Below are 19,953 nucleotides of genomic sequence, written 5' to 3' on the forward strand. Positions count from 1 at the left end.
TACTCCAAATGCCAGCTAACCCAAATTAACCACTTCAAGCATCCTTTTTAGCGAACTCAAGTTCACCAAAATATCTTCAGTCAGTGAATTTTGATACATTAACTGTCTAATAGGATAGCATTCAAAAGCCTCGCCCGCCAAGTAATAATGATTTAACTTCAAATGTTGACTAATCCCCCAGTAATAATGGCTGATATAGTGAGGCGACACCAACTCAATTACTTTAGTTCCCTGCCGACAAAACATCGTATTAGTTAAGCCGCTACCGTGGGCGGCAACTATCACATCAGCAGCCTCAAAATGAGCAATTTGTTCAACCAAAGACATCGATTCAGGGAAGATAGAAACAAACCCATATTCTTCCAAAATCTCAACCACATTTTCCTCGTTCAAAACTCGGCGATACCTCGCTTTGTGGCGGCTGATATAAATGCGTTTTGGATAACTCGAACCTGGGATAATTTTCGTGAGAAACTCCCGCCTCAAAAAATCCATCGCCCACCCAGGCGGCCAGCCCAAATATCCCGCAAAAGAAGGTACAATTAACTCTGTTGCTTGAAGGTGAGGCAGGCGATCGCTCTCCAAAACCTTTGCTTCGGGAATGCCCAGAATTTCGAGACTTTCCCGCTGAAATTGGTGCTGACAACTATTCACCAAAAACCAATCAATCTCTGCCAAATCCCTACCGCTTTGCCGCAGCAATTCAATTCGCGGCAAAACGTCCACCATCCAGTGAAAATAGACATTTCCCGACAAGCCAGAAAGCACCGCCACCACGCCCTCAATTTGTTTTAAACCTGGAAAAGATTCTAAGTCAAAAACGCTATGTTTTCTAACATCATGCTTGTCGCATCCCGGCAACAAATCAGGATAATCTCTCGACACATCAGCCAACAAATAATTATCGGGAGTAATGACAGCGATCGCCTTGGAAATCAGCCAATAATTTTGCTGCGGCACAATCCAAACTCGCCCGTGGGGAATCTGTGCCACAAAAGTTTTTAGCGCATCCACAGGTATCGGTTTCGAGTTAGATAAACCGTAAACTCCCCAACCCAAATGCACCGGATCGAACCACTTAGAAATTCGCTGCAAACACAGCCCGCAAGTCAAACCACCACAATCGGAATTTGCCAATTGGGAATGAGCAATTGGTAATTGGGAATGAGCCAAAACTTCGGCATTTTCTGTCTGGGCTTGCCAAACTATTTCTACATAATTCCCAGCATCCAATTGGGCATTAACCAACCAATCCCAAGTCGATAGATAAATACCTTGAGGAAGTGCGATCGCACTTGTTGCTATTGCCAGAGAGTTCCCTGTTTGCGATAGTTGAGTATACCCGCAGCTTTGCAATTCTAAAACTTTTTGATAATAGTCGATCGCCCGTTGCCAGCGCCCCTGTTTTTCCTGGACTTTTGCCAATTCTACATAAACCTGCGGTAGAGCTGGTTGAACCGTCAAAGCCATGTGGTAAACTGCAATGGCCGCATTCAGGCGCTTTTGCTGTACCAAGCAATTGCCCAGCCGCCAGTAAAGTTCTGGATTTTTCGGATTAATTTGCAAAGCTTTTTGATAATAAGCGGCGGCAGATTCAGCACCGCCGTACTCTGTTAAAGCGTTACCCAAATGCAGGTAAATTGCTGCTAAATTATCGCAAATTTCAGCAATTGGTAATTGGGAATCGGGCATCGGCCAAACAGGGCAATTGGGCATTGGGCGTTGGGCATTGGGCATTGGTAAGGGGGAATCGGTAATTAATCTTCCCTCTTCCCTCTTCCCTCTTCCTTCTTCCTTCTTCCCTTTTCCCTCTTCCTTCTTCCCTCTTCCTTCTTCCGACGGACTTACATCCGTTACATCCGTTACATCCGCTACATAATCCGTTGCCGAACTTCCCTCTTCCCTCTTCCCTCTTCCCTCTTCCTTCTTCCCTCGGACTTCTTCCGACGGACTTACATCCGTTACATCCGTTACATCCGTTACATCCGCTACATAATCCGTTGCCGAACTTCCTTCTTCCTTCTTCCCTCGGACTTCTTCCGACGGACTTACATCCGTTACATCCGTTACATCCCGTACATTGCTCGTTGCCGAACTTCCCTCGGACTTCTTCCCTCGGACTTCTTCCTTCTTCCTTCTTCCTTCTTCCTTGACTTTTAAATCCGTTAAATCCGTTACATCCGCTACAAAATCCGTTGCCGAACTTCCCATCAATGCTGCGAGAAATCGATCGCACGCAGCGATCGCCCTTGACAATTCATCATCCTCTGCAGCAGCAGTTTGCCGGATTTCTCCCAAACGGCAGTAAGCCTCAACAAAATCAGGCTTCAGAGCTATCGCCTGCCGAAAATAAGGCATGGCTTCGGCAATTTGACCCAAAACCATCAAAGAAAATCCGGCATCCGTACAGCCCGAAATATGTTGGGGATTTAGTTCGATTACCCGATCGAAACAAGCAACCGCCGCCGAATGTTCTCCCTGCAATTGCCAAGCTTTCCCCAGATTGTAGTGGGCTAAAACCATGTCGGGTTCCAACTCAATAGCTTTGAGGTAAGATGCGATCGCCCGATCGGGATTTTTGTCCTGCAGCGCTTGCCCCAAATTATTGTGCAGCGTCGCCCAATCCGGCTTAATCTCCATCGCTTGTTGGTAAATCTCGATCGCCTCAGCAGGGCGATCGTCCTTCAGCAAAAGCACGCCCAAATTGTTGTAAGCTTCCACATAATCCGGCTGTTTGGCAATCGTCAGACGGTAGGTATCAATAGCCGCAGCAAGCTGATTGTTTTCATCTAAAACCACAGCCAGATTGTAGCAAGCAAGGAGATAATTGGGTTGAAGGGCGATCGCCTTTCGGTAACAGTCGATCGCGCCCAACAAATTACCCTGCTTGTGAAAAACATTTCCCAAGTTATAATGAACTTCCGCCCAATCTGGCTTCAACTCCAGAGTTTTGCGGTAATGAAAAGCCGCCTCATCCAACCAGCAATACTCGTTGTAAAGTTGACCCAAATAAGCATGAGCCAGAACAAACTGGGGCGAAATTTCCAAAGCTTGCACAAAAGCATCTCTTGCCGCTGTCGGGTCTCCGCTCGCTTCGAGAATTTCGCCTAAAGTGGTGTAAGCTAGCGGCGAAAATGGCTGTAGTTCGATCGCCTGATGGCAAATATCGATCGCCTCAGTTAACTTCCCCTGCTTCAAATAAACTTGGGCTTGACGGATGTATGCTTCAGTGCTCATTGCTTCTGGGCAGTTGCGGTTTTTCCCCGCTTCAGGAAAACTTATAAATTATGATTTTAAAATTTTTGTATATTTTATACCAATTTCATAAAGTTATGCTACTACCGAAAGTTTGACTCCCCCCCTTAATAAGGGGGGGCTGGGGGGGGGTAGATATGTAGCGCTATTTTATGAATTTGGTATTAGGCGAGCGGGCGATCGATTAATTTCATCAATAACTGGCGATCGATTTTTTTTTATAGCAACCGCCACAACGCTTAGGGTCTTTTCGAGTGCCCAAATCATTGCTATTATTACCTCTTCCTCCTGCCTCCTGCCTCCTGCCTCCTGCCTCCTGCTATAACAGTCCCTACTTCAATTCCCGAATTGAAACCTCACCCCGCTGGTAGCAGAGTGAGGTTGAAATCCTTTAAAACACGATCGGCAGTTGTAAGAACAGCCCCAGATGTTATCCAGTGCTGGCCCACAACTGCCAGTTGTTTTAGAACAGTTCTAAGTTGTTCGAGGTAATTGTCAGGCCAGGTTGCAACTGAGCAATAGTTAGCACTCCGCCGGTACCGTTGAAGTACAACACACCGTTTTGCGGGTCGTAAACCAACTTGTTAGCAGTTCCAGGGCTGCTGGCTGCATTGAAGTTAGAAACCACGACAAACTCGCTGGAATCCAAGCCTGTGCCCAAAGCACCCAACACACCGCCTGACTTCAATACGATCTTATCTTCGGCTGGAGTAAAGTCAGTGATCGTGTCTACGCCGAAGTCGCCGCCAAAACCAGCGAAGTAGAACGTGTCGCTGCCGGCACCGCCAGTCAAGACATCGCTACCTCTGTCGCCAGAGATAAAGTCATTGCCAGCACCGCCATCGACTGTATCGTTGTCCTTACCGCCGTAGAGGCTGTCGTTGCCGTCGCCACCGCTCACGATATCGTTGCCCCGGCCGCCAAAGACGGTATCGTTGCCACTTCCGCCGAGTACGGTGTCGTTGCCGTTGTCGCCAGAAACCAAGTCATTGCCAGCACCGCCGTCGATGATGTCATTTCCTTTACCGCCAAAGATCCGGTCGTCGCCGTCACCGCCAGCGACCGCATCGTTACCGCTGCCTGCAAAGATAGCGTCGTTGCCACTGCCGCCGCCGATGCTGTCACTGCCGCCACCGGAAATAATGATGTCATCACCACCACCGCCAGCAATGACATCATTGCCGCCAAAAGTCAGAATGATATCGGCTTGTTGGGTGCCGTTCAATCTGTTATCCGTTTGAGCGCCGATAATGTTAGAACCACCACCACCTGTCGGGTTAGAAGTTACTGGCGTTGTTGGATTAGTTACCTGTGTCATTTACACTCCTCCTAAAAGATCAATCATTTTTCTACAATACACTTTTCCCTCCAAAGGGATTCAATAAATGAAACCGGACATCGGTTGAGACCCTAATTGACCCGGCTGCTATAAGCTGTCATGTAATTTAATTTGTCAGCAGGGAGCCCCGGAGCGCGAGTACAATCCTTTATTCGTATAGCAGCAAATATCGGTTTTTTCCTGCTTTGGACTCTCCACTCCACAACTCCCTCCTCTAACACGAAAATATTCCACTTAAACGTTTGTGAGTTTACCATACCTAGCTCTGGTGCGGCTAGTCATTTTTAAAACATTAGTCTGCAAATACACGCTGACCATTTTTAATGGGAGTATGCTCTCAAGATTGAGAATTTGCACCGCAGTCCTTGGCAACTGTCGATCGCCCTGCTACTCCTGTTCGGGCCCGTTCGGGCAGAACAGGAGTTGCAATGTTTTAGTATACTCTCGTTGACCTGACTTTTGAGTTCCGCCAATAGTTCCCAAAAAATCAAAAAAAAATTTAGCGGGCATTCCCAGGCCGCCCAAGCTTGGGGTCGCTTTCGGTCAAAATTGCGCCCCAACACAGTCCTTGAGGCACTTTTGTGGCTCATCACCCCAGTTTTTATCTAATAAAATCGGTGATTTCGGCAATCGAGTTGCGATTAAGGGCCGCACACTAAGCTGTTGCTCATATAGATTGTGTATGGCGATTGAGGGTCCGATGGGGATCAGGGGAGAGGGGGAGAGAATTTGACGATTTTTGATTGTCATCAAAATATACAATGTTTATTTGCACAATAGCTTAGAGTTAAGACGTTTGGTCAAAGGTGAGAATAATTTGCTGCCGAGCTTAACATTAGTTTCGCTCAAAAAATGCAACCGATCGAGCCTAGGTTCCCAACCCGCTGGCGCAGGAAGTCACCACCAATCGCCGATCGCAAATCGGATTAGTTGTCTTCGGTTGGCGACACAATGCCAAACAGATAAATCTTGAAAGCCGGAGTATGGGACTGTTAAAAGTGAAACTACACCCTCAGCCTCCTGCATTCAGTTGACAGTTGACAATTAATATATAAGTTTTTCTGATAATTATATTTAACAATTTAAATTAATCAAATTGATTATTAAGTAATAAAATTCTGGCTAATTGTTAACTTCGAGGAGTACGCCCGCAATTAGCAATTTCGAGGGAATTTGATTGAGCATTCATAGACAAGCTGTACTATTGAGACGATTTGTGTGCTTCTAGTTGCTGAGTTGAGCCGTTAGAATAGCTCTGGTTATCGTAGCTGTAAATGTGAGGGTCGCTCTCGAAAATATAACCTATCGAAGTAGCTGCATAGTAGCTCAGGGCTAGCAGCGACACTAGATTAAGAATTCGATAAACTGGCTTTTCAGATATTTCTTTCATTTTAAGTCCTATTGTTTGTGTAAATAGCAAAGTTGGCTACAGTGACGGCACGTTTTTTTGAGAAGTTCCCGCCAATACAGCACCCGTTCTAAAATCCGAACGCTGGCGTACTCAAATCCTGATGTCCGATCGCCTACAACAAATTTTGCCTATGGGGCAAACAGTTGTTATTGCTATTTCATATTGCAGTCTCCCCCTTGCATTGTCTATCTAACTGCGGTAAGACTTCGACGATTTAGGCGTTCTCCAACTCTACAATTGCCTGTAAAAAGCTGCTACATTTTAAGAAACAATAGCTGCTAAAGCCTGCAGCACAAAGACTGTAGCGGTTTTTGTCCTGCGCGCATTTTCCCAAATTCCCTCAAGGGCGTGCGGCGGCCCAAAGCCAGAAAAACTATGAAGTTAGTGAGCGATCGCTCAAATAAATATGTCTTAAGTTATACTCGATCGAGCAACAGACCGTGTTACATTGCTTATCGAGCTTGAGTGTTTCTGGCTGTGTAGTAAACAGCATTTTTTTGTTTGAGTGCTGTCGCGCTCGCAGCACAGGTTATCGAACCCGTGCGATGGAGGACGCTACCTCGCGACACATCTATAAGCCAAGCCCGCGCGATCGCGCGACAGAGCGCAAGTCGTAAAAAATACTTTTTGCATTCGGACAGAGATGCTCCCTGATACTGTCAGGAACCTCAGCCATGACAGCATCAGGCTTGTCAGAGTAATCTGGTGACAAAAAAGCAGGATTAAAATAGTAGAATGCAGAATTGGAGAGCGGTCAAAAAATATTGACCTTATAGATGCACATGGTTAGGGAAAAACAAGATGAAGATGCGATCGCTGCCACGAGCGATGTAGGGGGGATAAGTTATGACGAAACACCCAACAGCGTTTGAGTCAGTTACTTCTACAATTTATTAGAACAATTACTCGGATTTAACTGGAACAACAGACTTTTTGCTGGTAATTTGCAAAAGGGATAGGGGCAGCACAACAGGCCAAATCAGAGGGCCGATTACTAAGGCTATCCAAGAGATTAAGTCAGTTTTTGATGTCGCACTATCGTTCCAAAAACTTTTGAACCAAACAATAAAAACGATTAAGGCAATCGAAAAGTAGCCAATAACGATCATTGTTTTACCTGTTAGTCTATAAGATGGGCTCGAAGTATTGATCATTATTATATCTCAGGGTGCGGTTTGCCGATCGCAAATTTTCCCCGACCCTGCAACTGTCGATCGCCCAAACTTTCACAGATATTAGACTCCACACCCCAAGATGTCGCCTTCAACACGCACTTTGGCGACAGCCAGCGGCGCTCAAAGCCTTGCTCTCATGAGTTTTTGACGTTTCGTCAAACTTTGAGAGCAGCCCGAAAATGACCCCAAAGGCGATCGAATATTTTGTTCTTCGGTGATTTAACTCACCTATACTCCCAGACTTCGATCGCAAGTATAGTTCAGAACGATCGCACAGCTTAGCTGACGGCAATCACCCTACTGTCATCTCAAACACTGCATATTAGAACAGTCAAGATTAACGAAATTTCATGCAAGCTCTGACTTTACAATCCGATCGGGCGATCGCTGAACTATTCTATCAAGTCACCTATTCAGGAAATCTGACTCCCACTCAAAGCCACAAACTGCTTTCGTTCTGCCAAAGCGCTCTGAACCAAGATGACCGAGATGCAGTCAACCGCCTGCTTTACGCCATCCGCCGCGGATGGATCGGGATTTCCGATTAGTCCCCTCAGAGATATCGCCTTTCTCAAAAAGGTGAGAAGTCAGTGGATTTTAGATTTTAGACTTTAGATTGGGGAATTGGGGGATTGGGGATTGAGGGAGCAATACCTCATCCTTCGCTCGCACTGCTATACTTTCTCTCCTGTAAAGCTTTTAACCTTATTAAAAAAAAATCGTAGTGCGATCGTTGCAGTCGAACCCGGTTTCTTCAAAAAGCCGGGATTTTCGATTGGAAGTAGTCAACAGTTAGTATTACTTAAGTATATCCACGGACAAATCCTCCACCACTACACCCGTTCAACAGCAAACACTAAACAGCTTGTCATTTGATCGAAAGACTTACGCCAACAGGATTAGCAGCGAGGGAAATTAATTTTTCCTTTCCCCTACAAGGAGGAGGCTTTAAACCCATTTTGTCCCATAAAACTTTTACGTTTTATTAAGTCGATCGGTTTAGTTCGCAAACATTCGTAGTCTATTATGAGATAAATATTAATTTATTTGTAGTAATCTCTTAACAAAAGCTACAGATTTCGGAATTACCAAAAGCCAGAAATCTTGACAGAGTTGGTGTTTCGAGTTTCTATCTATATCTAGGAAAATACGATACCTAACTTTGGCTGACACAAATCACAAATCAAAGCCGAATAGATCACATTAACTCGCCTCTTTGAATCACATTAAACTTTGGAAAGTTAGTCAATACTACTAAAAGCGAGTTCAAAAAAAACACAATGATGACCCAAACGCTTTTAACTCAATCTAGTATTGCAGAGCTAGTCTTTCAGGTATATCACTCGGGTTTGTTGACTCCCACTCACCGACGCCAGCTACAAACAGCGCTGTTAAACGACCGTCTGAGCGAAGAAGATCAAACAGCCATCAACCGCTTGCTCCACGCCGTTCGGCGGGGCTGGCTGAAAGTCGTAGACTAAACTCAAGTACAAAATTTTTTGCAGATTCTGTGGAAATACACAGTCAATAGATTTTAGTAGATTTTAGATTTTAGATTTTAGATTTAGTCAACAGATGAATCTGGAGATTGAACAGTAATCTAAAATTTTTGCCTCTCCACTCAGAATGGTACGCGGTACGGTATCCATTCAAAAACGCATTCACCTAAAGACAGAATTAAATCCTCTCAATAAAATCAGGATTTAAACTAAAGGTAGGGTGCGCCACAGCACCCCGCAGTTTAAAGTTCTATTTTGCCAGCTTATTTACTCAGAAATTTTGCCATCAGGCATCATCGCTTCTCTGAGATTCGCCTCGTTTAAATTTGTCCCGCGTAAATTAGCTTGATGCAGGTTTGCTCCCCGGAGATTTGCTCCCTTAAGGGAAACTCCGCTCAAATCAGCTAGATGAAGATTCGCACAGCTCAAGTTTGCTCCGCTCAAATTGGCTCCCTTCAAATCTGCTTTTTCGAGATTGGCTTCGGTCAAATTTGCCCAACTCAAATTTGCTTGAGTCAGCTTAGCATGGCTGAGATCGGCTTGTGTAAAGTTGGTGTCGGTTAAATTTGCTTTGCTGAGGTTGATGTGGCAAAGTTTTACTTCTGTCAAGTTGGCACCTTGCAAGTTAACGTTAACTGCATAAACTTGAATCAAAATTGCCCGCTGAAGGTTGGCCTCTCTCATGTCTGCACCTCTGAGACTCGCCCCGGTTAAATCTGCCCCGCCGAGCACCGCACTCCGCAAGATGGCTCCGCTTAAGTTCGCTCCCACCGCTTCGCATTCGCCGAAATTAGCCGACATGAGGTTGGCTTGGCTGATATTTGCTTGGCTGATATTTGCTTGATACAGATTGGCTCTGTAAAGGATGATGCCGATCGCATTTATACCTTTTAAATCAGCTTGACTCAGGTTAATATCGCGCAAATTTATCCTTGACATATTGACCCCGGCCAGGTCTACTTTCTGAAAAACCCGTTCTCCGGCTGCATACCGTCTGAGAAGTTCGTCTGGATTCATGTCATTTCCCTCAAAATATTGAATAATATCATTGATATTTCAATAATATTAGGCTTGACATCCACCCCGTCAAACAAGGAGCGGGGATTCCCAATCATCACTGATTAGGTTTCTGCTTCGTAGCACCAGCCTTCCGAGATTTACTCTCTTGGGGTCTTACAGTTGCTCCACAGACTGACACGGCTAGCCCAGCCGCCAAAATGTTTTTTGCAGCGTTGATATCTCGGTCATGGTTTGTCCCACATTTAGGACATTCCCATTCCCGAATATTCAACGGTAATTTATCTACAATATACCCGCAGTTTCCACAACGCTTAGAACTGGGAAACCAGCGGTCTATCTTTATTAGCTCTCGACCGTACCACTCGCATTTGTACGCCAACTGGCGAATTAGTTCGCCCCAACTAGCATCACTGATCGCCAAAGCTAATTTATGGTTTTTCACCATATTCTTGATAGCTAAATCCTCAACTACAATCGTTTGGTTTTCACGAATTAGTTGAGTTGTTAATTTATGTAGAAAATCTTTACGCGCATCGGTGATCTGTGCATGGATCTTTGCTACTTGTACCCGCGCTTTTTGCCTGTTGTTACTTCCCTTTTGCTTGCGGGCTAACGCTTTCTGTTTCCTCTTTAGCTTCTTGCGAAGCTTTTTAAAGTGCTTAGGATTGGCGATTTTATCGCCATCGCTAGTAGCAATTAGGCTGGTTATTCCTACATCCAATCCAATAGATTTCTCTATCTTCGGAAGTGGCTTGATTGTATAGTCGTCTACAAGCATGGAAACAAACCAACGTCCAGCAGGTGTCAGTCTTACCGTAACGGTAGACGGAATGCACCCTTCGGGAATTTGTTTGCTCCAACGAATTGGCAATGGAGTAGTGCATTTAGCTAAAAATACCTGTCCATCTTTCCAGCGGAAAGCTGACTTGCTGAATTCAGCACTGCCACCGTTATGCTTCTTCTTGAAGTTAGGATATCTAGCGCGACCGGCAAAGAAGTTGCTAAACGCTGCTTGAAGGTGTCTGAGTCCTTGTTGCAAAGGTACGCAGCTAACTTCATTCAAAAAATCAAGCTCTTCCTCTTTCTTCCAATTCGTCAGCATAGAGGAGGTTTGGCTGTAGCCAACTTTCTCTTGATGCTCGTACCACGCGATTGTGCGAGCAGCCAAAGCCTTGTTGTACACTAACCGTGTACACCCCATTGTCCGTCGCAAGAGATTTTCTTGCTGCGTAGTGGGATAGAATCGGTAGCGGTAGGCTTTTTCCATTCTCACACGTTAACACATTTTCTGTGATATTGTTGGTTTGAGGCAAGTCTTTTTGTAAAGCCGTCCTAAAAGGACGGGGTTTCTACCCATTTTTTTGATGAGCGACCTTTACGTTTCTTGGTCAGAGTACCATCGGACAATTGAGGATTTGGCTGTAAAAATTGATGAATCTCAGTGGAAATTCGATCGCATTGTGTGTCTCGCGAGGGGTGGGCTGCGGGTGGGCGATATTCTGTCGCGGATTTTCGACAAACCTCTGGCGATTTTAGCGGCCTCGTCCTACGGTGGGGCGGAGGGAAAAGTCCGGCGGGCGATCGAGTTTGCGCCTAATTTGACAATGGTGGGCGATAATTTGGGCAGCCGCATCCTGTTAGTTGACGATTTGGTGGATTCGGGCATTAGTTTAGATCGAGGTATCCTTTGGCTGCAAAACCGCTACGGCGAAGATATTCAGGAAATTCGGACGGCTGTACTTTGGTACAAGGCTTGTTCTGTGGCAAAGCCGGATTATTATGTAGATTATTTGGCTGACAATCCTTGGATTCACCAACCTTTTGAAATGTACGAAAAAATGAGTGCGGCTGATTTTGCGGCGAAAGTCAAAAATTAGCAAAACCCGCCGCTACGAGTCTTTGGTTGGTAGTTGCTCTTTTACCCAAGCTCTAAATGCTCTGAGTGTCGGGCTTCGGCCTTCAGTTTTGCTGCGATCGACATATTGAGTAATTACATCAATAATGGGAAAGTCGGGGAAATTTGGGCTGCTATCAGACTCAATATATTTTCCGTCTTGGAGCAGATAGATTTTCACGATTCGCCCGTCATATCTCCAAAGTTCCGGCACTTTCAAAGCTTGATAGCTGCTCAAACTGGTTTGTGAGGAGTTGTCAATCTCGATCGCCAAATCGGGAGGCGGATCTACTGTTAAATCTATTCTCTCCTTACCTCTGACTGCAGCTTCATGCTGAATGTAGAAACAATCGTCAGGTTCTACGCCGCTCTGCATTTCTTTGTTTTTGAAGGTAGTCGAACCTAAAACATCACAATCAATATTAAGCTCTTCCAGAAGTAACTTAACAAAGTCACCAATCAATGATTTAGCTTTTTCATGTTTTGGTAGCGGCCTCCCAATTTCTAGTGTTTCTTTATAATAAGTAAGTCGAAGTGCGTAACCTTCCCCTAACTCGTCTAGGATAGCTTCGTACATTTCCCAGCTAATATTTTGTAATTTTATTTTATTGCCTGGTGGGATAATTAGTTGATTTAGCTTAAATACGGTTGGTTTGGTTTCTGTTTGCATCGGTTGCTTCCATGAATGGGAGTCATAGCTCTATTTTATCAAGGGATTCAAGAATCGATCGGGCAAAAGTTTGATTTGGTTTTGCCCGATCTTTGGCACTTTTTGGAATAGTCCGCAATTGCGTTTACCCACAAGTCCGCCAGGGGTTGAAAACCCCTGTCTCATAGCTGAAGTCCTCTAAAAGAGGACTGGATATCTATTAATGAAGGTTTGACAGTCGGTTTTAACCGACTTTAGCTATGAGACGGGGAATTTATTCCCCGGCGGGCTTGTGGGTAATTGCAAGTCTGCTGATACAATTAGCGAATTGAAAGAATCCGTTAGCGAAGCCCTCGAAGAGGATCGCCCAATTCGACACTTCCAGCCAAAACTTCCAGCCGCGCCCACTGATCCGCTGCCAAAATATCCTCTAAACCAGGACTTTCACAGTTATCAGCTTGGTGTTTGTCGCACACCTGCTCAATCAACTTCGGAATATCCAAAAACTGAATCTTCTCGTCCAAAAATAGCGCTACCGCCTGTTCGTTCGCCGCATTCAGCACCGCAGGCATGGAGCCGCCCGCACGTCCCGCTGCATAGGCTAACTGCATACAAGGATACTTTTTGTGGTCTGGTTCTCGGAAAGTTAAATCGCCAGATTTTACCAAATCCAGCCGCGGCCAATCTGTAGGAATTCGCTCCGGCCAAGACAAAGCGTAAAGCAGCGGCAACCGCATATCCGGCCAGCCTAATTGCGCCAAAACCGACGTATCTTGCAGTTCAATTAACGAGTGAATTATGCTCTGGGGATGGATGACAATATCAATGTCGTCATAATCCATTCCAAACAAGTAATGAGCTTCAATTACTTCTAATCCTTTGTTCATCAAAGTAGCAGAATCAATCGTGATTTTCTGCCCCATCGACCAATTCGGATGTTTCAAGGCATCGGCGACTGTTACTTCTGCTAAGAAGTCGATCGGCAAATCTCGAAAAGAACCGCCGGAAGCTGTAAGAATAATCCGGCGCAACCCTCCCGCCGGCAAGCCTTGCAAGCACTGAAAAATTGCCGAATGTTCCGAATCGGCAGGCAATACTTTAACACCATATTTTTCGATTAAGGGGTTGACAACGGGGCCGCCGGCGATTAAGGTTTCTTTATTTGCTAAGGCGATATCTTTGCCTGCTTCTATAGCCGCAATTGTTGGCAGCAAACCCGCACAGCCAACTATGCCGGTGACTACGGCTTCAGCGTCGCCGTATTTGGCAACTTCGACAACGCCTGACTCCCCAGCAAGTAAAATAGGTTGAGGGTCGATATCTGCGATCGCCTCCTGCAATTCCTGTAATTTATCTTCGTCACAAATCGCGACAATTTCTGGTTTAAACTGGCGAATTTGCTGCGCCAGCAATGTTACATTTCGTCCTGCGGTTAACCCGACAATCCGAAATTGTTCGGGGTATTGAGCTACAATATCCAGAGTCTGAGTGCCGATGGAGCCTGTGGAGCCGAGAAGAGTTATTGCTTTCACAATTTTTTAAGGTTTTGTGGATTATTCTAATATTACGATTGCGCGAACTAAAATTAGCGGTTAACTATTGCGCGGCAAGCACATTCGATGGCATCATATTTTGACCGATCAGCTAGTGCCAGATTTCATGGAGAATAGGGAAAATTTTGTTGATGACAGCGCCGAAAATATAGAAGAAGGTCGATCGCAGCCACCGTCGAGTCTGGTTTGGGCGATCGGCACCGCTGCGGCAATTTTCTTTTTTTGTAGCAGTTTGCGGCACGCTTTATTCCAATCAACAGCTTTCGATTTAGGAATTTTTGACCAAGCAATTTACTCGATCTCCCAAAACCAAACACCTTTTTCTTCTTTAATGGAGATGCACATTTTGGGAGATCACGCAGCGGTAATCTATTATCCGCTAGCTTTGCTCTACAAAATTTACCCAGACGTGCATTGGCTGCTGTTGGTACAAGCAGTTGCTTTATCCCTGGGGGCGTGGCCTAGCTGGAGTTTAGCGCGTTTAGGCGGTTTAAATCAAGAACAATCCCGGGCGATCGCAATTATTTACTTGCTCTATCCGGTAGTATTCAACATCAATTTATTTGATTTTCACCCGGAAGTAATCGCTTTACCCGCAATTTTAGCAGCAATTTTGGCAGCGCGTTTAAATAAAATCCTGTGGTTTTGTACCGCAATTCTGTTAGTTTTGAGCTGCAAGGCAGTTTTGTCCCTAACCGTTGCTGCTATGGGGTTGTGGCTGTTTTTTTGCGAAAAAAAGCAGCGGTGTGGGGCGATCGCACTTTTGCTAGGTATAGCTTGGTTTTTGATTGCTTCCCAGAAAATTATCCCCTACTTTAGCGGTAGCGAAGTCGCCGGAGTCGGGCGCTACAGCTATTTAGGAAAATCCGTAATAGAAATAATCATCAACCTTTTATTAAAGCCACAATTAATCTTAGGAAGAATCCTTTCCATCGATACAATAAAATACTTATTCATCCTGATATTACCCATAATTTGGCTGCTGCTGCCATTTCCCCGCCCAAACAACCTCAAATATTTAACAGCCCTCATTCCTGCCATCCCTACCCTAATTATCAATATCCTCTCCGACTTGCCATTTCAACGCAGCTTAGCCTATCAATATTCAGTACCGATAATTCCATTTTTAATCCTAGCAATTATCGCCAAAGAATCAAACCGCAAAAACTCCCAATTCAAAATAAACCCGCAAATATTTTCCCGTTCTCAAAGGGCGAATTTACCATTTATAAAAATACCAATTCCGCAACTGTGGCACGGTTTTCAATTACCGAAGCAAATGATAATTTGGTCATTAATAATATTCTTAATTTTCGGAGAATATAAAGATTTTTTTCTGTATCTAAATAGACTAGATACCTGGCAAGCCACAGGGGAAGCAGTCGCACAAGTTCAACCCCAAAGCAGTATTTTAACAGATAACAGACTTGCCCCTCACTTCGCGCACCGCCCCATCGTAAAATTGCTTTCACAAATTTCACCCCAAACAAACCTAGCTGAATTTGAATACATATTATTCAACCTGCGCCATCCCTGGCCCGACACTGAAAAAATTGGAAATACCTTAGCCAACCAACTAAAAAACGATCCAAATTTTAAATTAACTTATCAAAAAAACGACGTTATACTATTTAAACGCATCCCCGATTAAATCCATAGAATGCTAACTTTAAAATCCGCAAAATTCCATCCAGTATTTTTAATGATTGTCGTGACAACGATAATCTTATTTATCGCCAGCAGCGCGCGACACGCATTGTTTCATTCCACAGCATTCGACTTAGCAATTTTTGACCAAGCAATTTACTTAATCTCTCAAAATCAAACGCCATTTTCCTCATTAATGGGAATCAATATTTTAGGCGATCATACAGCGTTTATTTTCTATCCGCTAGCTTTACTTTACAAAATATATCCCGATGTTCACTGGCTGTTATTCGTACAAGCTGTTTCCTTAGCTTTAGGTGCTTGGCCTTGCTGGAGTTTAGCACGTCAAGCGGGATTAAACGAATCAAAGGCGATCGCCATTGCAGCAGTCTACCTGCTTTATCCCGCAGTATTTAACGTCAATCTGTTTGACTTCCACCCCGAAGTAATTGCTGTGCCCGCAATCTTAGCAGCAATTTTAGCAGCCAGACTAGATAAAATCCTGTGGTTTTGTGCCGCCACAGTATTAATTTTAAGCTGCAAAGCCGTATTATCTTTAACCATCGTGATGATGGGTGTTTGGCTGTTTTTCTTTGAAAAAAAGAGCAGGTGCGGACTCATCGCTATATTTCTCGGCGCGGCTTGGTTTTTGATAGCAACTCAAGCAATAGTACCGTATTTTAATCAAGGAAAACAGCACGCAGGTGTGGGGCGATATCACTATTTAGGAAACTCGGTTTTTGAAATAGTTGTTAATTTAGCGCTGAAACCTAACTTAGTAGCAGGGCGGCTGATTTCAGCAGATACTTTGGGATATTTAATTTTGTTATTTTTGCCCGCAATCTGGTGGATTTCCCCCAGACATCTTTCGCCCTTAATTGGTGCTTCGCCGATGCTATTGATGAATATTCTTTCCGATATAGATGCTCAAAGAGATTTGATTCACCAGTATTCTGTGCCGATATTTCCATTTTTATTAACTGCTGTAATTTCTACCCTAGCAGACAGACAAAAAAGAGCGAGCAATTTCTGGAAAAATGCAGGTAATTATCTGTGGAATTATCGCAATTGGATGCCGCGAATTTGGACGAAAGTATCGCAGCGTATTTCTATTAAATCTGTTAAACGTATCTGGAAGCACCGGATTTGGGTTCGCCAAAGCAGGAAAAGTGGCAAATTGCTATTTACTAACTCTTGGCTGTCAAAATTATTAATTTTGTGGGCGCTAATCACTTTTTTAGCTTTGGCTAAGTACGGCTATTTTGGAACAATTTATTTAGAATCTCTCGATACTTGGCAAGCTACGCGACAGGCAATTAACAGAGTGGAAACAAAAGGCAATGTGTTAACAGATAATTCTCTAGCAACTCATCTCGCTCACCGAAAAACAATTAAATTGCTGCATCAAGTTGCTAACGGACAAAGTTTGAATGAATTTGAGTATGTACTGCTAAATTTGCGCCATCCTTGGCCGGATACTGCGGATACTGCTGTGCGTGTCGCGGCTCAACTTAAAAATTCTCCTGAATTTAAGATAAGCTATCAGCAAGATGATGTTTTTTTGTTTGAAAGAATTCAGAATTAGTAGAGTTATTGCAAGAATTATTCATCGCTCAAAACCAACCGCAGATTTAAGGCAGAGAAACAGAGAGAAACGCAGATAATTTTAAGATAATTTTGGGATGAATACAATATGAACAATTTTAAGCATCTAAAATACGAGCCTGTAATTTGGTCGATCGCCCTTTTTGTGCTAATATTTTTACTGTGCAGCAGTATACGCCACGCCCTGTTTCAATCCAACGCCTTTGAACTGGGAATTTACGACCAAGTAGCGTATCTAATCAGTCAGGGACAAACGCCGTTTTCCTCATTTCTCCAAATTCACCACATGGGAAATCACGCCGCTGGAGTGATGTATCCCGTAGCTTTGCTTTACAAAATATATCCCGACGTTCATTGGCTGTTGCTAGTCCAAGCATTTGCTCTAGCATTGGGTGCTTTGCCAGTTTGGAGTTTGGCCATTCAAGCCGGATTAAATAATAGCATATCTCGGGCGATCGCCTGTATTTACCTTCTCTATCCATTAGTCTTCAATGTCAACCTCTTCGACTTCCACCCAGAAGTAATTGCCCTACCCGCACTGCTAGCAGCAATCCTAGCCGCCAGACTCAATAAAACCCTGTGGTTTTGTGCTGCTATCGTCTTAGTTTTGAGCTGCAAAGCCGTATTATCTTTAACTGTAGCTGCGATGGGTTTGTGGCTGTTGTGTTTCGACAAAAAACGCAATTGCGGACTCATAGCTCTGTTTCTCGGCGCGGCTTGGTTCCTGGTAGTGACTCAAGCCGTAATACCGTATTTCAATCTAGGAAGAGAACACGCAGGAATCGGGCGATATCAATATTTAGGACATTCAGTTTTAGAAATTGCTGTTAATTTAATTTTCAAACCAAATCTAGTTTTAGGACGTTTATTTTCTTTAGATACAGTTGAATATTTAGCGTTATTAACCTTGCCTGTAATTTGGTGGCTTTCCCTGCGTCACCTGACACCTTTAATTAGCGCCGTGCCGATGTTGGCGATGAATATTCTTTCCGATATCCCAGCTCAGCGGGATTTGATCCATCAATATTCTATTCCGATTTTGCCATTTTTATTAGTGGCCGTAATTTCTAGTTTAGCAGATAGAAATCAGTCTCAAGGAAAGATAATATTTGATAGATTGCCAATTCCTAATTATCCATTGCCCAAAATCATTATAATTTGGTCATTAATCGCTTTTTTAGCTTTAGCAAAATACGGATATTTTTGGACTATTTATCTAGATTACCTCGACACTTTGCCAGCTACCAAAGAAGCCATCGCTCTCGTCAACACAAAAGGCAGCGTTTTAACAACTTCTCGCGTTGCTCCCCACTTAACGCACCGCCCCGTGGTAAAGTTAACTGAGACTAAGACACCTCCTGCAAATCTCGCAGAATTTGATTATGTCTTGCTGAATCTGAGGTATCCCGGCTGGATGAGCGATCGAGCTTTTGTACAAAACCTAGTAACTCAACTCACCAACAATCCCCAATTTAAACTCAAATATCAGCGAGATGATATATATCTATTTACTCAAAACGCCAAAAAATAAATCATCATCTCTTCCTTCGCGCCCTTTGCGCCTAAGCGCTTCGCGCAGGCTACGCCAACGCGGTTCGTAAAACAAACCTCATTAACAAATCAATTTGATCGGGACTTACGCGCTGCGACTAAAGAAACCGGGTTTTTTACCTAATCTGCTGGTGAAAACGAATTATTTTCGTAAAAAACCCGGTTTCTGGCTACCCGTGGGTAAGTCCTATAGCGGTTCTCAAACGTGGTGAGGTATGCCCTGCGCGAGCCCATGCCCAATTATTTTACTCCTCAACTTTCAAAGCCCTTCTTGCCAACTTCACATAAGTTTTCACAGTTTCATAGGGCATTTGCAAATCCGCAGCAATATCAAACAAAGATTCTCCCAATTCCCGGCGCGCCAAAATCGTCGCCCAAGTTTCCGCAATCTCAGCAGCCCGACTGCCACCTTTACGCTTTCTGATCTCCATAAACTTCTCTGTCAATTCATCTATTCGCGCCGCCAAAACACTTTGTATCGACACTTCTGTCGGCGATTCTGTCAGCCATTGCAATCGCGTTTGTCCCAAACCAAAAGTTGTTTTGTGCCCAGTGCCGCAGTAAGGCGCTAATTGCCCCAAAGCATAAAATAATTGTACAAAATCTGGGCGATTTTGGCCCGATCGCCCGATCGCAAATTCCACAGCCCCAGTAAACCCCGTCACCATGCCTTTTTTGCCAGCCGCCACCTTCTGCGACTCCAACTTGTGGCGGCTAATAATTACATTTTCATCAATCCAATTCAAAAATTCTGCTTGGTCAAAAATTACCCCAGAAAAATTATTCCATCGGCGCAAATAGCTGTGAAAAACATTTTCGGGAACTGGTAGCGGGAAGTGATGACCTTTGCTGCGAAAGCTTGTAGGAGTTACAAAACTAAGTTTTACGTTGCGCGATAATGGTAATTCTGCTGTTAGTAATTGCTGGTAAGTTGTGGGAGCAAAAGCAATTTCCCAAGAGCGAATGAGTAGCGGAGCATTTCGCAAATCTATCTCTTCGGGCAAATTTTGCAGCCACTGACTCAGCCACTGCACTACTCGCTTTGAAAGTCCTGTGACGTACCAGCGATAAATACGATCGCCCGCAAGCTGAAATTCTTTGCCGCTTGCAGCTAAATCACCTTCCAATCCCGATATAGTAAAGGCTTTTTCTGACTCCCCGTCGTGCAAAAGCTGCGATAAATCCGGGTCAGTTTCCTGTATTTGATGCAAAAACCAAGCGTGTAAACCTATGGCATACTGCGCGTACAGATAGCTTGCAGCGCGGGGAGTTAATTCAAACACTAATCCGACTAACTCGGTGTCAGCGGGCCAATTCAGCCCAGAAGAATCAGATTTTTTGGGGCGGGCGGGATG

The 19,953-nt window shown here is 44.3% G+C and carries 14 protein-coding genes; 6 read left to right on the forward strand and 8 right to left on the reverse strand.

Annotated features, from left to right (window positions below; translation table 11 throughout):
- Nucleotides 1-15 precede the first annotated feature (15 nt).
- From AACV78_RS21585 to AACV78_RS21595, 3 genes are all read right to left on the reverse strand, one after another.
- Nucleotides 16-3,237 (reverse strand): tetratricopeptide repeat protein, encoded by a 3,222-nt coding sequence (locus AACV78_RS21585; RefSeq protein WP_194010747.1) that lies wholly within the window; start codon nt 3,235-3,237, stop codon nt 16-18.
- A gap of 481 nt (nt 3,238-3,718) precedes the next feature.
- Nucleotides 3,719-4,573, reverse strand: a complete 855-nt coding sequence (locus tag AACV78_RS21590) for a calcium-binding protein (RefSeq protein ID WP_194010746.1) — start codon at nt 4,571-4,573, stop codon at nt 3,719-3,721.
- A 1,222-nt stretch (nt 4,574-5,795) separates the two neighbouring features.
- On the reverse strand, nt 5,796-5,984 hold the full coding sequence (locus tag AACV78_RS21595) for a hypothetical protein (RefSeq protein ID WP_194010745.1): 189 nt from the start codon (nt 5,982-5,984) through the stop codon (nt 5,796-5,798).
- 1,546 nt (nt 5,985-7,530) lie between these two features.
- On the opposite strand from AACV78_RS21595, the gene AACV78_RS21600 reads away from it, so the two are divergent.
- Together AACV78_RS21600 and AACV78_RS21605 are read left to right on the forward strand one after the other, a co-directional pair.
- On the forward strand, nt 7,531-7,728 hold the full coding sequence (locus tag AACV78_RS21600) for a hypothetical protein (protein WP_194010744.1): 198 nt from the start codon (nt 7,531-7,533) through the stop codon (nt 7,726-7,728).
- Nucleotides 7,729-8,460: 732 nt separating this feature from the next.
- A complete protein-coding gene (locus AACV78_RS21605; RefSeq protein ID WP_194010743.1) occupies nt 8,461-8,661 on the forward strand; it encodes a hypothetical protein in 201 nt (66 codons plus the stop codon).
- A gap of 285 nt (nt 8,662-8,946) precedes the next feature.
- Here the strand turns inward: AACV78_RS21605 and AACV78_RS21610 are convergent, their stop codons facing one another.
- Nucleotides 8,947-9,696 carry a pentapeptide repeat-containing protein gene (locus AACV78_RS21610; RefSeq protein WP_194010742.1) on the reverse strand — a complete coding sequence of 250 codons (750 nt, stop codon included), beginning with the start codon at nt 9,694-9,696 and terminating at the stop codon, nt 8,947-8,949.
- A 97-nt stretch (nt 9,697-9,793) separates the two neighbouring features.
- A complete protein-coding gene (locus tag AACV78_RS21615; protein ID WP_194010741.1) occupies nt 9,794-10,966 on the reverse strand; it encodes an RNA-guided endonuclease InsQ/TnpB family protein in 1,173 nt (390 codons plus the stop codon).
- 97 nt (nt 10,967-11,063) lie between these two features.
- On the opposite strand from AACV78_RS21615, the gene AACV78_RS21620 reads away from it, so the two are divergent.
- Nucleotides 11,064-11,576 (forward strand): phosphoribosyltransferase, encoded by a 513-nt coding sequence (locus AACV78_RS21620; protein WP_194074333.1) that lies wholly within the window; start codon nt 11,064-11,066, stop codon nt 11,574-11,576.
- Nucleotides 11,577-11,588: 12 nt separating this feature from the next.
- Here the strand turns inward: AACV78_RS21620 and AACV78_RS21625 are convergent, their stop codons facing one another.
- Both AACV78_RS21625 and dxr read right to left on the reverse strand, forming a co-directional pair.
- Complete coding sequence (locus AACV78_RS21625) at nt 11,589-12,263, reverse strand: Uma2 family endonuclease (RefSeq protein WP_194012783.1); 675 nt, start codon at nt 12,261-12,263, stop codon at nt 11,589-11,591.
- 320 nt (nt 12,264-12,583) lie between these two features.
- Nucleotides 12,584-13,774 carry a 1-deoxy-D-xylulose-5-phosphate reductoisomerase gene (dxr, locus tag AACV78_RS21630; protein WP_194012782.1) on the reverse strand — a complete coding sequence of 397 codons (1,191 nt, stop codon included), beginning with the start codon at nt 13,772-13,774 and terminating at the stop codon, nt 12,584-12,586.
- A 127-nt stretch (nt 13,775-13,901) separates the two neighbouring features.
- Here dxr and AACV78_RS21635 point away from each other — a divergent pair, with 127 nt between their 5' ends.
- The 3 genes from AACV78_RS21635 to AACV78_RS21645 all read left to right on the forward strand — a co-directional run bounded on the left by AACV78_RS21635 (nt 13,902) and on the right by AACV78_RS21645 (nt 18,578).
- Complete coding sequence (locus AACV78_RS21635) at nt 13,902-15,446, forward strand: DUF2079 domain-containing protein (protein WP_194012781.1); 1,545 nt, start codon at nt 13,902-13,904, stop codon at nt 15,444-15,446.
- 9 nt (nt 15,447-15,455) lie between these two features.
- Nucleotides 15,456-17,027, forward strand: a complete 1,572-nt coding sequence (locus AACV78_RS21640) for a DUF2079 domain-containing protein (RefSeq protein WP_228042376.1) — start codon at nt 15,456-15,458, stop codon at nt 17,025-17,027.
- 108 nt (nt 17,028-17,135) lie between these two features.
- On the forward strand, nt 17,136-18,578 hold the full coding sequence (locus AACV78_RS21645; protein WP_194012780.1) for a DUF2079 domain-containing protein: 1,443 nt from the start codon (nt 17,136-17,138) through the stop codon (nt 18,576-18,578).
- Nucleotides 18,579-18,843: 265 nt separating this feature from the next.
- On the opposite strand, the gene cas6 is transcribed toward AACV78_RS21645, so the two are convergent.
- Nucleotides 18,844-19,953, reverse strand: a 1,110-nt coding sequence (gene cas6 / locus AACV78_RS21650) for a CRISPR-associated endoribonuclease Cas6 (RefSeq protein ID WP_445329595.1), incomplete at its 5' end; no start/stop codon positions are given.

It is taken from the genome of Tychonema sp. LEGE 07196 (genome assembly GCF_963890365.1).
Lineage (GTDB): Bacteria > Cyanobacteriota > Cyanobacteriia > Cyanobacteriales > Microcoleaceae > Microcoleus.

Coding starts and splice junctions, on each gene's coding strand:
- AACV78_RS21615 (WP_194010741.1), bottom strand. CDS start 10,966: ATGGAAAAAGCCTACCGCTACCGATTCTATCCCACTACGCAGCAAGAA.
- AACV78_RS21600 (WP_194010744.1), top strand. CDS start 7,531: ATGCAAGCTCTGACTTTACAATCCGATCGGGCGATCGCTGAACTATTC.
- AACV78_RS21610 (WP_194010742.1), bottom strand. CDS start 9,696: ATGAATCCAGACGAACTTCTCAGACGGTATGCAGCCGGAGAACGGGTT.
- AACV78_RS21635 (WP_194012781.1), top strand. CDS start 13,902: ATGGAGAATAGGGAAAATTTTGTTGATGACAGCGCCGAAAATATAGAA.
- AACV78_RS21590 (WP_194010746.1), bottom strand. CDS start 4,573: ATGACACAGGTAACTAATCCAACAACGCCAGTAACTTCTAACCCGACA.
- AACV78_RS21640 (WP_228042376.1), top strand. CDS start 15,456: ATGCTAACTTTAAAATCCGCAAAATTCCATCCAGTATTTTTAATGATT.
- AACV78_RS21620 (WP_194074333.1), top strand. CDS start 11,064: ATGAGCGACCTTTACGTTTCTTGGTCAGAGTACCATCGGACAATTGAG.
- AACV78_RS21595 (WP_194010745.1), bottom strand. CDS start 5,984: ATGAAAGAAATATCTGAAAAGCCAGTTTATCGAATTCTTAATCTAGTG.
- AACV78_RS21625 (WP_194012783.1), bottom strand. CDS start 12,263: ATGCAAACAGAAACCAAACCAACCGTATTTAAGCTAAATCAACTAATT.
- AACV78_RS21645 (WP_194012780.1), top strand. CDS start 17,136: ATGAACAATTTTAAGCATCTAAAATACGAGCCTGTAATTTGGTCGATC.
- AACV78_RS21585 (WP_194010747.1), bottom strand. CDS start 3,237: ATGAGCACTGAAGCATACATCCGTCAAGCCCAAGTTTATTTGAAGCAG.
- AACV78_RS21605 (WP_194010743.1), top strand. CDS start 8,461: ATGATGACCCAAACGCTTTTAACTCAATCTAGTATTGCAGAGCTAGTC.